Origin of the sequence: Lentzea flava (assembly GCF_014648475.1) — a bacterium.
Classification (GTDB): Bacteria; Actinomycetota; Actinomycetes; order Mycobacteriales; family Pseudonocardiaceae; genus Lentzea; species Lentzea flava.
The window spans coordinates 191,020-204,551 of the sequence record NZ_BMRE01000008.1; the positions used below are offsets into that span (position 1 = coordinate 191,020).

12 protein-coding genes are annotated in these 13,532 nt (G+C 71.3%); 6 read left to right on the forward strand and 6 right to left on the reverse strand.

Annotated features, from left to right (window positions below; all coding sequences use genetic code 11):
- Window positions 1–21: 21 nt before the first annotated feature.
- The 3 genes from IEZ09_RS13115 to IEZ09_RS13125 form a co-directional block, all read right to left on the reverse strand.
- The gene (locus IEZ09_RS13115; RefSeq protein ID WP_189253921.1) at window positions 22–1,734 is read right to left on the reverse strand and encodes a S8 family peptidase; all 1,713 of its coding nucleotides are present in this window, start codon (window positions 1,732–1,734) and stop codon (window positions 22–24) included.
- A gap of 144 nt (window positions 1,735–1,878) precedes the next feature.
- Window positions 1,879–2,913, reverse strand: a complete 1,035-nt coding sequence (locus IEZ09_RS13120; RefSeq protein WP_229812510.1) for an alpha/beta hydrolase — start codon at window positions 2,911–2,913, stop codon at window positions 1,879–1,881.
- A 64-nt stretch (window positions 2,914–2,977) separates the two neighbouring features.
- Entirely contained in the window at window positions 2,978–3,466 is a 489-nt protein-coding gene (locus IEZ09_RS13125) for a MarR family winged helix-turn-helix transcriptional regulator (RefSeq protein ID WP_229812511.1), read from the reverse strand.
- Window positions 3,467–3,527: 61 nt separating this feature from the next.
- Here IEZ09_RS13125 and IEZ09_RS13130 point away from each other — a divergent pair, with 61 nt between their 5' ends.
- On the forward strand, window positions 3,528–4,748 hold the full coding sequence (locus IEZ09_RS13130; protein WP_189253923.1) for an amidohydrolase family protein: 1,221 nt from the start codon (window positions 3,528–3,530) through the stop codon (window positions 4,746–4,748).
- Here the strand turns inward: IEZ09_RS13130 and IEZ09_RS13135 are convergent.
- A complete protein-coding gene (locus IEZ09_RS13135; protein WP_189253924.1) occupies window positions 4,670–5,569 on the reverse strand; it encodes a tetratricopeptide repeat-containing protein in 900 nt (299 codons plus the stop codon). The two genes, IEZ09_RS13130 and IEZ09_RS13135, sit on opposite strands and share 79 nt — an antisense overlap.
- A gap of 78 nt (window positions 5,570–5,647) precedes the next feature.
- Here IEZ09_RS13135 and IEZ09_RS48250 point away from each other — a divergent pair, with 78 nt between their 5' ends.
- Together IEZ09_RS48250 and IEZ09_RS13140 are read left to right on the forward strand one after the other, a co-directional pair.
- Window positions 5,648–5,773, forward strand: a complete 126-nt coding sequence (locus tag IEZ09_RS48250; RefSeq protein ID WP_229812512.1) for a S26 family signal peptidase — start codon at window positions 5,648–5,650, stop codon at window positions 5,771–5,773.
- 5 nt (window positions 5,774–5,778) lie between these two features.
- Window positions 5,779–6,309, forward strand: coding sequence for a MauE/DoxX family redox-associated membrane protein (locus IEZ09_RS13140; protein WP_189253925.1), 531 nt, complete (start codon window positions 5,779–5,781; stop codon window positions 6,307–6,309).
- Here IEZ09_RS13140 and IEZ09_RS13145 read toward each other — a convergent pair.
- Complete coding sequence (locus IEZ09_RS13145; RefSeq protein ID WP_189253926.1) at window positions 6,306–7,613, reverse strand: cytochrome P450; 1,308 nt, start codon at window positions 7,611–7,613, stop codon at window positions 6,306–6,308. The two genes, IEZ09_RS13140 and IEZ09_RS13145, sit on opposite strands and share 4 nt — an antisense overlap.
- A gap of 98 nt (window positions 7,614–7,711) precedes the next feature.
- Here IEZ09_RS13145 and IEZ09_RS13150 point away from each other — a divergent pair, with 98 nt between their 5' ends.
- Window positions 7,712–8,728, forward strand: a complete 1,017-nt coding sequence (locus tag IEZ09_RS13150) for a HEAT repeat domain-containing protein (protein WP_189253927.1) — start codon at window positions 7,712–7,714, stop codon at window positions 8,726–8,728.
- Here IEZ09_RS13150 and IEZ09_RS13155 read toward each other — a convergent pair.
- A complete protein-coding gene (locus IEZ09_RS13155; RefSeq protein ID WP_189253928.1) occupies window positions 8,725–9,465 on the reverse strand; it encodes a DeoR/GlpR family DNA-binding transcription regulator in 741 nt (246 codons plus the stop codon). The two genes, IEZ09_RS13150 and IEZ09_RS13155, sit on opposite strands and share 4 nt — an antisense overlap.
- A gap of 49 nt (window positions 9,466–9,514) precedes the next feature.
- On the opposite strand from IEZ09_RS13155, the gene IEZ09_RS13160 reads away from it, so the two are divergent.
- Both IEZ09_RS13160 and IEZ09_RS13165 read left to right on the forward strand, forming a co-directional pair.
- A complete protein-coding gene (locus tag IEZ09_RS13160; protein WP_189253929.1) occupies window positions 9,515–9,877 on the forward strand; it encodes a DUF4406 domain-containing protein in 363 nt (120 codons plus the stop codon).
- 70 nt (window positions 9,878–9,947) lie between these two features.
- Complete coding sequence (locus IEZ09_RS13165; RefSeq protein ID WP_189253930.1) at window positions 9,948–13,529, forward strand: nSTAND1 domain-containing NTPase; 3,582 nt, start codon at window positions 9,948–9,950, stop codon at window positions 13,527–13,529.
- Window positions 13,530–13,532 lie beyond the last annotated feature (3 nt).

Below are 13,532 nucleotides of genomic sequence, written 5' to 3' on the forward strand. Positions count from 1 at the left end.
CGGCCGATCAGGCGACATGATCTAGAACGTGAGCTTCCAGGAGTTGATGTAGCCCGTGTCGACGGCGGCCACGTCCTGCACCTTCAGCTTCCACGTGCCGTTCGCGACCTCGCTGGAGGCGTTGACCGTGAAGGTCTGCACGATGTTGTCGGCGCTGTCGTTGCTGGAGTTCTGCAGCCGGTACGCCGTGCCGTCCGGGGCGATCAGGTCGACGACCAGGTCACCGCGGTAGGTGTGCACGATGTTGACGTCGACCTTGAGCGTGGCCGGGGCGTTGCCCGCCACACCCGAGACCGTGATCGAGCTGGTCACGGCCGCGCCGTTGTCCGGGATGGCGACGTCGGCGGTGTTCTCGAACGACGTGCCGGGCGTGCCGGTGCCGACGGCGGCCAGCGCGTCGACGCGGCCCTCGCCGAAGAAGTTGTTCTTCGCGGTGGTGCCGGTGCACCGGCTGTCGGTGCAGCTCAGGTCGTCGGCCTGGGTGGCCAGCAGCTGACGCAGCTGGGCCGGGGTGGCCGTGGGGTTGACCGACTTGAGCAGCGCGGCCACACCGGCCACGTGCGGGGCGGCCATCGACGTGCCGGACTTGGTGCCGAACTTGCCCTCCGGCAGCGTCGAGTAGACGCTGTCACCGGGCGCCGCCAGGTGAATCTTGTCGGTGCCGTAGTTGGAGAACGCCGACTTCGTGTTCGTCGAGGTGATCGACGAGACGGTGACGACGCCGGAAACCTCGGTCGGCACGCTCAGGCACGCGTTGGTGATGGTGCGCGTGACCGGGGTCGAGTCGTCCGGGCTCGTGGTGTCACGGGTCTTGTTGGCGAGGTTGTAGTTCTCGTTGCCCGCCGCGGCGACGTTCAGCACGCCCTTGCCCTCGGCGTAGGCCACGGCCCGCTTCACGCCTTCCAGGATCGCGTCCTGGTCGGCGTTGTCCGGGCAGTTGAACAGCCACGGGTCGGTGTAGTAGCTGTTGTTGGTCACCTCGAACCCGCGGTCACCGGAGAAGACCAGGGCGCAGATGGTGTTCTCGGGGAAGAAGTACCCGGACGGCTCCTCCGCGATGCGCACCGAGGCGATCTTCACGCCCGGCGCCACGCCGACCACGCCACGCCCGTTCTTGGCCGCCGCGATGGTGCCCGCGACGTGCGTGCCGTGGGTGTCGGTGTCCCGCCACGAGCCGGCGCGGGTGTCGAGCTTGCCGTAGGCGCAGGACGCGGAGTTGGCCGCGTCGAAGTTCGGCTTGAGGTCGTCGTGCAGGTCGTCGACGCCGGTGTCGAGCACGCCGACGGTCACGCTCGCAGAACCCTGGTTGACCGCCCACGCCTTGTCGGCGCCGATCTGCGTCATGTCGGAGCGCGCCGGCTCACTGGTCGACAGCGGGTCCTGCGGCTTCGCGGCCGGGATCGGCGGGTTGGCCGCCTCGGCGGGGATGTCCGTCGTGCGGGTGGCGCCCACCTTCTGCACGCCGGTGACGGTGCGCATCCGGCTCGCGAAGTCGGTCGCACCCGAGTGCGCCACGATGACGCCGATCGCGTCGTACGTGGCAAAGACCGTGCCGCTGTTGCTGGTGATCGCCGACGCGGCACCGCTGGTGGCGCCCGGCGCCGTGATGACCAGGTACGCGCGTGTGCCCGCGAGAGGCGCCGCGGCGGCGGGGGTGACCGCCGTCAGGACACCGGCGCCCACGACCGCGGCGATGACCGCGGTGCGCAGGCGTGATCGTGAACGCAAGAACACTGTTCCTCCAACACTCCCTAGCGGGCGATGCCCGCGCAGGTGCGCGGGTGCAGGGGCCCGTCATCGGCATTAGAGGAGGTCAGCCCGGATTCGGGACGCGTCGTTGCAGAAATGCTCCGTTCGGTTCAGGCCGAACGTCGCACGTCAGCGACGGGTGATCAGCCCGACGAAGTGGTTCATGTCCGCCTGCACGCACGCCTCCTCGGCGTGCTTGCCGGTGCACCCCGGCGCCCAGCCGCTGCCGTTGCCGTAGTCGGAGAAGTGGAACGGGATGCCCGCGGCGGTGAGGTGGGAGGCGGTCACGAGTGCCGTCTCCCGCGCCCGGTTCTCCAGCACGGCCTGGATCGGGTTGATCGTGAGGTCGCCGCCGTTGCCGGTGTAGAGGGCGATGCCCATGCCGCGCAGTGACGCGACGTGCTGGGCAGGGCTCTGGGCGTTCCACACGCCGTCGAACGGCCAGACCGGCGGGCCGAAGATCGCGTCGGCGCCGACGGTGGGGGAGCCGGAGCCGGGATTGAGCTCGCTCGCGACCACGGCCGCGCGCATCTCGGAGTTCCGCAGGTCGAGGCCACCGGAGAAGCTGCCGACGTAGCTGAAGAGGTCGGGGCGGTGCTCGGCGTAGTGGAACGCGCCGAAGCCGCCCATCGAGTGGCCCACGATCGCCCGGCCGTCCCTGGTCGCGATCGTGTTCAGGTTGGCGTCCACGAACGGGATCAGCTGCTCCAGGTGGAACGTCTCCCAGTTCTGCGGGCCGGCGGCGCCGGGGTTGACCCAGTTCGAGTACCAGCCGCGGCCGCTGCCGTTGGGCTGCACGGTGATCAGCCCGGCGCCGCGCGTCGCGTTCTCGACGACGCGCTGGTTCCACGCCGCGTCCGGCCGGTCCGGGTGGCCGTGCAGGTAGTACTGCACCGGATAGCGGGCCGTCCGGTCGTAGTTGTCGGGCAGAGTCACGACGATCGTGTGCCGGCCGGGTTCCTGGCCGTCCAGCAGGGTCGGCGTGGGCACCTGGTTCGTGGAGACGCTGAAGACGAACGTGCGGTGCTGGTCGTCGACCCATCTCGGCCGGCTCGTCACCGTCAGGCCGAACCCGTCGGCGAACTGCGGAGGTGTGGCTTCGGCGGCGCTCGCGGGGCTGCACAGCGCCAGCACGGCGATCACCGCGACAGAAAGACGGATCATGGGCTTGATCATGATGGCGGAGCCGGTCGGAGAACAGGCCATAGACCGGCCATTCATGGCCTGATCAGCGCGGAAGGTGTTCGAACAGCTCGCGCAACGCGGCCGTGGCCCGCTCCAGCAGCTCGGCGGGGATGCCCGCCAGCACCTCGTCGTGCGCCTTGCTGTTCGCGATCACGACCTCCTCGGCGAGCGACCGGCCGCGCGGGGTGAGGCGCACGTAGGTGCTGCGGCCGTCGGTCTGGTCCGGCTCGCGTTCGACCAGGCCCCGTCCCACGAGGCGGTTCACGACGTTGCTCGTGCCGCCGGTCGACAGCAGCAGCGAGCGGCTGAGCTCGTTCGCCTTGAGGCGGTAGGGCTTGCCGCTGCGGCGCAACGCCGCCAGCACGTCGAAGTCGGCGCCGGTCAGGTCGAACCTGGTCACGGTCGCGCGGGTGGCCTCGCCGAGCAGCCCGGACAGCACCATGACGCGCTTGCCGAGTTCCGAGCTGGCGACCAGGGCCTCCGGGAGTTCGGTTCGCCACTTGTCCAGGAGTTCTTCCACGCGGTCCGTCACAGGTCAAAGCCTATTGCACACCGTGATAGCTTTTAAGAAAGCTTTCGACTGAGGGGATCTGATGGACTTCGTGCTGCGCAACGCGCTGGTGATCGACACCGACCCGGTGGTGGTTCTGCCCGGCACCGACGTGCTGGTGAGGGATGGCCGGATCGCCGCGGTGGGCAAGGGGCTGGCGGCCGAGACCGTGATCGACTGCACGGACCGGATCGTGCTGCCCGGTTTCGTCGACACGCATCGGCACCTGTGGCAGGTGCTGGTGCGGTCGTTCTGCGCCGACATGACGCTCGGCGAGTACCTGGAGAAGATGCTGCGGCCGGTGCAGGCGGTGCTGTCACCGGAGGACCTGGCGATCGGCACGCTCGCCGGTGCTCTCGAATGTCTCGCGTCCGGAATCACGACGGTGCAGGACTTCTCGTTCGCGCCGACCTTCGGCCACGCCGAGGCGGCCGTGCGGGCGCTGCGCGAGTCGGGCATCCGCGCGCTGTACGGCTACGGGCAGCCGGTGTTCGGGCCCGCTTGCGCGGAGGAGGACGTGCGGCGCGGCGCCGGTCTCGGCGGCGGGCTGGTCGACATCGCGCTGGCGCCGCTCGGTCCGTCCTTTTCGGACATCGAGGTGGCAGAGCGGGACTGGCGGCTCGCCCGGTCGCTGGGGCTGCGGGTGGTCACGCACGTCGCCGGGCACGGCAACCCGGTCTCGGCGCTGCGCGACCGCGGCTTGCTCGACGCGAACACGACCTTCGTCCACGGCAACGACCTCGGCGACGACGAGCTGAAGCTGATCGCCCAAGCCGGTGCGGGCGTGTCGATCGCGCCCGCCGTCGAGGCGCGGATGGGGCACGGCGGGCCGATGGTGCGCCGCACCCGCGCGCTGGGCGTGCCGACCGGGCTCGGCGTGGACACCGTTACGGCGGTCGCGGGAGACATGTTCTCGTTGATGCGCGCCACGTTGCTCTCCGCGCACCTGAGCGAGGGCGCGCACGTCACGCCCGCCGACGTGCTGCGGATGGCGACGATCGAGGGCGCCGCGGCGATCGGCATGGAGGACCGGATCGGGTCGCTCGGGGTGGGCAAGCACGCGGATCTGGTGGTGCTGCGGGCCGACGACCTCAACCTCGCCGGCGCTCACGACCCGATCGCCGCGGTGGTCACCGCCGCGCATCCTGGCAACGTCGAGAAGGTGTTCGTGGGCGGTGCGGAGAGTCAGCGGCAGGACGTGCGGCTCCGGCTCGACGGACCCAGCTCGGTGGCGAAGAGCCTCATCAGTCCCGGCAGGCGGTAGGTGTCGCCGTCACCCCATTCGGCGAGTCCGAGATCCACCAGGTGGTCCAGTGCGGCCTCGGTTTCCAGCAGGTCCGCGCCGAGCGCTCCGGCCGCGGTGACGGCGTCGCACACCTCGTACCGGCCGAGGAGCCGGAACGCCGCCGCTGCCAGCGGGTCGTCGACGGCGCCGAACGCGGTGGCGCAGGCGGCGCGGACCGACTCGCCACCGAAACTGAGCTCGGACAACGGGTCTGCTGCCAGCCGGCGGGCCAGCCAGGCCAGCGGGCGGGCGGGGCGGTGCGCGAGGATCGCGCCCGCGATGTGCACCGCCAGCGGAACCCCGTGGCAGCACTGGACGATCCTGGCCGCGGCGCCGGGTTCGGCCTCTGCCCGCGGCGCCAGCCTGGCCAGCAGTTCCATTCCGTCCACATCGGACAGACGGCCGAGCGCGTGGTGTTCGGCGCCGTCCAGCAGGAGCGGCGCCCTGCTGGTGATCAGCACGGCACCCGGCCCGGTCGCGGGCATCAGCTCGCGCAGCGGCGCGGGATCGGTCGCGCTGTCGAGCACCACGAGAACCGCGCGGTCCGCGAGCCGCGACCGCAGCAGGGCGGCGGCCTCGTCCGCCGAGTGCGGCACCTCGGGCACGCCGAGGTGCCGCAGCAGCCGGTGGGGAACGCGGGTCGCCTGGCGGAGGTCGATGTAGAGCTGGCCGTCCGGGAACATCGGTGCGACGCGGTGTGCGACCTCCAGCGCCAGCGCGCTCTTGCCGACACCGAACTGGCCGTGCACCACCGCCACGGCGGGCGTCTTCCCGCACAGCAAGGCCTGCAACCGCGCCACTTCGGGTCCACGTCCGACGAACGATCGGCAGGGCGCGGGAAGCTCTCTCGGCGCGGGTGCGGAAGAAGCGCGCACCGCGTGCCGGTGGACAGCCTCCTGGTGCTCGGCGACAACCTCGCCCGCAGCAACGACTCCCGGCGACTGGGCTATCTGCCGGCGGACGCGCTGATCGGCGTCGTGCTCCGGCCACTCGGACAGAGGTGACCACAGTGCTGACCACAACCGCTGTCGTCCTGTGCGGACTCGTCCTGGCGATCTCCGCGGTGAGCAAGCTGCGCAGCAAGTCCGACTACGCCGATTTCGTCGCGTCCGTGCCGGCCTTCGGGATTCCGGCCCGCTGGACGCGCCTGTTCGCCGTGCTGACGGTCGCGGCGGAGTCCGTGACCGCCGCGCTGCTGCTCGCCTCCGTGTTCGCCGGGTACTGGCCCGCCGTTGCCGGTCTGGTGCTGGCGGTGGGCCTGTTCGCGGTCCTGACCGTCGTGGTGTGGCGCGCGGTGTCACGGCGGTCCGGCGCGGTGTGCCGGTGCTTCGGGCGTGCCCGCATCACGCTCGCGCACCGGCACGTCGTGCGCAACGCGTTCCTCCTGGCAACAGCCGCGCTCGGCCTCGTCGCACTGTCCGTTGTGGACGGAACGGCCGACCCTGCCGCCCTGTGGCTGGCGGCGGCCGTCGGTGTGGTGGGCGCGGTGCTGGTCGTGCGGTTCGACGACCTCGCCGACCTCGTCGCCGGTCCGGTCTAACGCAGGAGCGTCGGGAGGCTTTCGAAACCGCGCAGGATGCGGGTCGGACGGCGGCGCGCGCCGGCCAGCGGTCGCAGGTCGGGGAACCGGTCGAAGATCGAACGCAGGCCGATCTCGCCCTCCATCCGTGCGAGCTGCGCGCCGAGGCAGTAGTGGCGACCGGCGCCGAACGACACGTGGTCGCGGGCGTTCGCGCGCGTGACGTCGAACGTCAACGGGTTCTCGAACACCTCCGGATCGCGGTTGGCCCCCGCGAGCACGGTGGTGACGAGCTGGCCGCGCCGCACCGGAACGCCCGCGACCGTCGTGTCGCGCGAGCACATGCGGCCGGTCAGCAGCACCGGCGGGTCGAAGCGGAGGACCTCGTCCACGGCGTTGCTCCACAGCTCCGGCCGGGCGCGGAGGGTCTCCAGCTGGTCAGGATGCTTCGTCAGCAACGCGATGCCGTTGCCCAACAGGTTGACCGTGGTCTCGAAGCCCGCGGCGAGCACGAGGCCCGCGGTGGCCTTCAGCTCGCGTTCGGTGAGGCCGGCGCCGTCCTCGCGCGCGGTGATCAGGCGGCTCAGCAGGTTGTCGCCGGGGTTGGCGCGCAGGGCGTCGAGGTGGCGGGTCAGCCAGGCGTCGAACGTGCTCAGGGTGGTTTCGACGCTGCGGAACACCCGCCACGGCAGGCCCAGGTCGAGGCTCGGGGCGGCCGCGGCGCCGAGGGCCAGGACGGTCGCGCGTTCCTGGGGCGGGACACCGAGGATCTCGCTGATCACGGTGACCGGCAGCAGGCCGCAGTAGGTCTCGATGAGGTCGACCGGGTTGGCCGGGTCGAGGCCGTCGAGCAGCTCGTCGGCGATCGCCTGTGTGCGCTCGCGGAGCTGTTCCACGGCACGGGCCGTGAAGACGCGCGTGACGAGCTTGCGGTAGCGGGTGTGCGCCGGCGGTTCGACGACGAGCAACGACGGCGGCTGCACGGGATGCGTCACGTCCGTGGCCGACCAGGCGGCGAGCTTGCCGAGGATTCCCGCGCCGAAACGGGGACGCGTCGTCACGAACGCGTCGTTGGTGAGGACTTCCCTGACGATCGCGTGCCTGGTCGTGGTGTGACCGACCTTCGTCGCGGCGAGCGGGCCGCGCGAGCGGATCTCGTCGAACAGGCCGGTGAGGTCGGCGCCCGTGGACGCCTCGACGGTGATGCGGCCCTGCAGATCGCCGCGACGGGCCGCCATGCGCAGCACCGCCCGTGGCAGCGCGTGGCCGATGCCCCAGCGCACCACCGGTTTGACGTGCTCCTCCGCGAGAGTTGAGGTACTCATCAGTTCCGCAGCGTTCCTCCTGCGACGCGGCGAGTCAAGAGTGGGCCGTCCGGCGGAACCGGGAGTCCACTTCGGACCAACGCGTACCCTGCCGTGTCATGGACATGGACGGCACGCCGTTCGACGAACTGGCAGCGCGGATCGCCCAGTCCGACGACGCCGGGTTCCACCTCGCCGCGACCCGGCACCCGGACGCGATGGTGCGCCGCGTGGCCGCGAGCATGTTCCGCGGTGAGAAAGCCCTGCGGCACGCCCGCGAACTGCTGCCCCTGCTGGCGGACGAGGACCACCACGTGCGGCAGGAAGCGTTGTGGGCGTTCGGAACCATGGGCCCGGACGTGCTGCCGTTGCTGCACGAGACGCGCCGGACGGCCAAGGGCGCGGTCCGCAGGGGAGCACTGGCGGGCATCGTCGAGGTCGCCGGCCCGGACGCGTTGTCCCCGGCAGATCGCACGATGATCGAGCGGTTCATCCGCGTCAAGATCGAAGAAGAGATGTACGGCACGGAGGAAATGCATCTCTGCGGCGGCTGGTTCGCCATCAGGACCGACAACCAGGCCGCCGTGCTCGAGGTCTGCGGCCTGCGGGACCCGGCTCCGGTCACCAAGATCCTCGGTGGCTCGGCCTGGAACAACGACCACCACGCGTGGGCCAAGGACGACGAACACGTGCGGTGCGCGCGGGTCTACGTCACCGGCGCGTGGGACGGCTGGACTCTGGTGTTCGGCGAGCCGTTCGCGCACGCCGAAAGGCCGGTCACCGAGATCTGCGCGGTGCTGAGCGCGGTGTTCGGCGAGGCGCACTACTACGGCATGAGCTGCGGTGACGGCTGGACGGCGTGGTGCATCGCGGACAGCGGCGAGATCGTCCGCTACTACGACGCGTTCAAGCCGGAGGACCAGATCGGTGAGCTCGACGTCGAGAACGGCAGGGGCCTGCCGCACGACTGGAGCGACGAGAACGACGACCTCGACGACATCTGGGCGACCGAGGTCGCCGAGGAGCTGTCGGTCGATCCCACGTACTTCGAGGGTGACGTGGAGGGGCACGGCGTGCTCGCCCTGACCCAGTGCGGCAGGACCTACGGTTCTCCCAAGGGTTTGCTCCAGATCTAGGCCCGGATGACCGGCACCTCCAACGCCGCCACGATTGCGTTGTCCGCATCCGTGACCACCCCGGCGACCTCGCTGAACGGCAGCACGCCGAACCGGGACGCGGCGCCGATCTTCTCCGAGCTGGCCAGCACGTACGTGTCGGCGGCCTGGTGCGCGAGCGCGCGCTTCATCGCCGCCTCGTCGGCATCGCCCGTGGTCAGCCCCGCCTCGGGGTGCACGCCCGTGACGCCGAGCAGAAACAGATCGGCGTGCACGCCCCGTGCGGCCTCCACGGCGGCGGCACCGCACGCGACCATCGAGTGCTTGAACAGCCGCCCGCCGATGACGTAGACGTCCACGTTCCGGTGCTCTTCCAACGCGCTCGCGATCGTCGGGCTGTGCGTGACGACCGTGGCCTCCAGATCGAGCGGTAGCGCGCGCACCACGGCGAGGGTGGTCGTGCCGCCGTCGAGGATCACCGTGGCACCGGGCTCGATCAACGCCGCGGCTGCTCGTGCGACGCGTTGCTTGCCGTCGACCGAGACCTCTTGCCGTGTCGCGTAATCGGCGATCGCGGGCGACACGGGCAAAGCGCCGCCGTACACGCGTTGGCAGAGGCCCGCTGCCGCGAGGTCGCGCAGGTCGCGGCGGATCGTGTCCTCGGAGATGCCGACTTCGGCGGCGAGGTCCTTGGCGACGATGCGGCCGTCGGTGCGCAGGCGTTCGAGCAGCAGGTCACGGCGTTGGGCGGCGAGCATGCACGTTTCTCCTTGTTTTTGCCGAGTGTTGCACATTATGGTCGATCGCATGCTGATTCTGATCGCGGGGCCCTACCGATCGGGCACCGGGGACGACCCCGACCTGATGGCGCGCAACCTCGAACGGCTGGAGGAGGCCGCCTGGCCGATCTTCCGCAGCGGGCACGTGCCCATGATCGGCGAGTGGGTGGCGCTGCCTGTTCTGCGCGGCGCCGGTGGCAGTTCGCCGCTGGACCCGATCGCGTCGGAGATCATGTACCCGACCGCGGAACGGCTGCTGGAGCACTGCGACGCGGTGCTGCGGCTGCCCGGTGAGTCGGCCGGCGCCGACCAGGACGTGCGAATCGCCAGGGAGCGCGGGTTGCCGGTGTACGACCGAGTGGAGGACATTCCGGGCTACCGTTCCGCCTAACGGAACGGCAAGCGCGCAAGGGGAGTCCATGCCTCGACCGGAACGGCCACTCGGGCCTGAGGACAGCCCCTTGCTGAGCTTCGCGGCCGACCTGCGCCGGCTGCGGGAGAAGGCGGGCAGACCCACCTACCGGGAGCTCAGCAGGCAGGCGCACTACTCGGTGACGGTGTTGTCCGACGCGGCGAGCGGGCGGAAGCTGCCGACGCTGGCCGTGACGCTCGCGTACGTCGAGGCGTGCGGGGGAGACGCCGAGGAGTGGCGGCAGCGGTGGCACGAGCTGTCCGAGCAGCTGGCCGCGCCACCCGCCGAGGGTGTCCGCGCGCCCTACCTGGGGCTCGCGGCGTTCCAGATCGAGGACTCCGACAGGTTCTTCGGACGCGACGCGCTGATCGCCGAGCTCACCCGGCGCGTGGGAGAACGGCGGTTCCTCGGCGTGTTCGGGGCGTCCGGCTCCGGCAAGTCCTCGTTGCTGCGCGCGGGTCTCGTCGCACGGACGCACGGTCCGGTCGTGGTGTTCACGCCGGGAACGAGTCCGCGCGAGGAATGCGCGCTGCGGATGGCCGAACTGACCGGCACACGGGTCGGCCAGGTCCTCCACGACCTGGCCGACCCCGCCGCCCTGCACCTCTACCTCGGCATGGCGGGTGACGAGGTGCTGGTCGTCGTCGACCAGTTCGAAGAGATCTTCACGCTGTGCCAGGACGCGGACGAACGCGCCTGGTTCGTGGACGCTCTGATCACCGCGTCGGCGAAGCACGCCAGGGTCGTGCTCGGTGTCCGCGCGGACTTCTACGGCCACTGTGGACGGTATCCGCGGCTGGTGAAGGCGTTGCAGGACAGCCAGGTCCTGGTCGGGCCGATGGACGCCGACGAGCTCCGGCAGGCGATCACCCAGCCGGCGGTGCGCGAAGGCTGCGTCCTCGACACCGCACTGGTGGCGCGGCTCGTGGCGGAGGCGGCCGGGCAACCTGCCGCGTTGCCGCTGGTGTCACACGCGTTGCTGGAGACGTGGCGACGACGACGCGGACTGCGGCTGACCGTCGAGGGGTATGACGAGGCTGGCGGGATTCAGCACGCGATCACCCGCAGCGGCGAGGAGGTCTACGCGTCGCTGGACCCGGCGGGGCAGGCGGCGGCGCGGCGGATCTTCGTGCGCCTCACCGCGCTCGGCGAGGGAGCGGCGGACACCAAGCGGCGGGTGGCGCGGGAGTCGCTGGACGACAGCGACCTCACCGTGCACGTGCTGGAAAAGCTCGCCGCCGCACGGCTGATCACGATCGACGACACCACCGTCGAGCTCACGCACGAGGCGTTGATCCGCAGCTGGCCGCGGCTGCGCGACTGGCTGTCCGACGACCGCGCCGGACTGAGGCTGCACCGGCAGCTCAGCGAGGCGACCGAGACGTGGGCCGCGCTCGGCAACGATCACGGCGCGCTGTACCGGGGTGTGCGGCTCGCGTCGGCCCGCGACTGGGCGGCGGCGAACCCGGATGCGTTGACACCGCGGGAGAAGACGTTCCTGTCCGCCTCGCTGGCCGCCGAGGCCGCCGAGCAGGAGAGCGCGCGGAAGCGCACCCGGCGGCTGCGTCAGCTCGTCGCGGCGCTGACCGTGTTCGTGCTGCTGACCACGGTCGCCGGTGCCGCGGCGGTGGTGCAGTGGCGGCAGGCGGTCGCGGACAGGGACCGCGCGACGTCCCGGCAGGGCGGCGAGCACGCGGCGGGCCTGCTCGCCACCGACCCGTCGCTCGCCGGGCAGATCGCCCTTGCCGCGTACCGGATCTCGCCCACGCCCGAAGCGCGCAGCGCACTGCTGAGCACGTTCGCCGCGCCGTTCCCGACCAGGCTGCACGGTGCGGGGGACCAGATCGACACCATCGCGATGACCCCGGACGGCGGCCTGCTCGCCACCGGCGCCGTCGACGGCGTGGTCGAGCTGTGGAAGGGATCGCAGCGCATCGCCACCCTGCCCAACGCCGGCCGCGTGATGGACGTGGCGTTCAGCGGTGACGGCAAGAGCCTTGCGGTGGCGGGAAAAGACGGCGTGCGGCTGTTCGACGTCACCGGCGAACCGCGGCTGCTCACCCGGTTCCTGCCCGGCGTCGGCGTGGCCGGGGTCTCGTTCAGCCCCGACGCGACACTGCTCGCGACCGCGGGACCGGTGGCGCAGGTGTGGGATCTGCGGTCGGGGCAACCCACGACCGTTCCGGTGGCGCACGAGGGTGAGGTCCACCGCGTCGAGTACAGCCCGTCCGGCGTGCTCGCGACCGCGGGCGAGGACGGCAGGGTGTTCGTCGGCGACAAGCTCGTCCTGACCGCGAAGGGCCCGATCAGCGGCCTCGCGTGGAGCCGGGACGGCAAGCTCGCGATCGCCGACGAGACCCACGCGATCTGGCTCCACGACGGCGAAACCGAGCAGTTCCCCGGCCCGGACTCGCTGGTGCGCGGCCTCGCGTTCACCTCGGACGGCACCCGCCTCGCCTTGGGCGCGAACAACGGCGTCGTCCGGATCATGGACGTGGCCACGCGCCGCGAGATCAGCCACCTCACCCAGCCCAACCGCGTCCGCGACATCGCGCTGAGCCGCGACGGCACGCTGCTCGCGAGCTCCAGCAGCGCCGGCCGTTCCTACCTGTGGCACGACCCGTTCGCCACCCCCGCCGGCCACGCGACCGCGGTCGAGGCGATCTTCGCGGGCAACGGACTCGTCGCCACCACCGCGAGCCTCGACAACACGGTCCGCCTGTGGCGCACCGACTTCCGCACGCTCACGCCGCTTGCCACCCTCACCGGCCACACCGATGCGGTGATGTACGCCGCCATTCACCCGTCCGGTGCGTTCGTGGCAACGGCCGGCCGCGACCGCACGGTCCGCCTGTGGGACGTCTCCCACCCGGCCGCACCGATCGCCGTTCTCGACGGCTTCCGCGACACGGTCGGCACCCTGGCCTGGAGCCCGGCCGGGACGACGCTCGCCACCGGCGACGACGCGGGCGACCTCGTGCTGTGGGATGTCACCTCACCGCGCACCCCGGCCAAGCTCACGACCCTCAGCGACAACGCCCGCAACGTCAACGGCATCGCGTTCAGCCAGGACGGCACCCGCCTCGCCTCAGCCAGCACCGACCGCGCCGTCCGCGTGTGGGACCTCACCGACCGCGCCCACCCGCGCTCCACCGCCAAGCTGACCGGCTTCCGCGAGGCCGTCATGAGCGTCGCGTTCAGCGCCGACGGCACGATGATCGCCGGTGCCGGGCTCGACCGCACCGCCCGGCTCTGGCGCGTCGCCGACTCCGCACCGCTGTCGGTCATCACCGGCCAAAGTGGACCGCTCGGCACCGTGAAGTTCAGTCCCGACAACCGTTCCCTCGTCCTCACCGGCGCAGACCGCGCAGCCGGGCTGTGGGACGTCACCGATCCCGCGAAGCCCGCGATGTCCGCTGTTCTGCGCAGCCCTGGCGGCGCCGTGGCCGGGGTGTTCTTCACCCCGGACGGCAGGCGTGTCGCCGCGACGACCGACGAGGGGACGATCAGGTTCTCCGACACCGACGTCGAGGCCGCCGCCCGGCGCGTGTGCGAGCTGGCGGGCACGCCGATCACGAGCGAGGAGTGGTCGGCGCAGTTCCGCGACCACACCTACGAACCACCCTGCTGACTG

Bases quoted from the DNA above. Each gene is read 5' to 3' on its own strand.
- IEZ09_RS13160 (WP_189253929.1), top strand. From the start codon at position 9,515: ATGCTGATTCTGATCGCGGGGCCCTACCGATCGGGCACCGGGGACGAC.
- IEZ09_RS13150 (WP_189253927.1), top strand. From the start codon at position 7,712: ATGGACATGGACGGCACGCCGTTCGACGAACTGGCAGCGCGGATCGCC.
- IEZ09_RS13155 (WP_189253928.1), bottom strand. From the start codon at position 9,465: ATGCTCGCCGCCCAACGCCGTGACCTGCTGCTCGAACGCCTGCGCACC.
- IEZ09_RS13120 (WP_229812510.1), bottom strand. From the start codon at position 2,913: ATGATCCGTCTTTCTGTCGCGGTGATCGCCGTGCTGGCGCTGTGCAGC.
- IEZ09_RS13130 (WP_189253923.1), top strand. From the start codon at position 3,528: ATGGACTTCGTGCTGCGCAACGCGCTGGTGATCGACACCGACCCGGTG.
- IEZ09_RS13145 (WP_189253926.1), bottom strand. From the start codon at position 7,613: ATGAGTACCTCAACTCTCGCGGAGGAGCACGTCAAACCGGTGGTGCGC.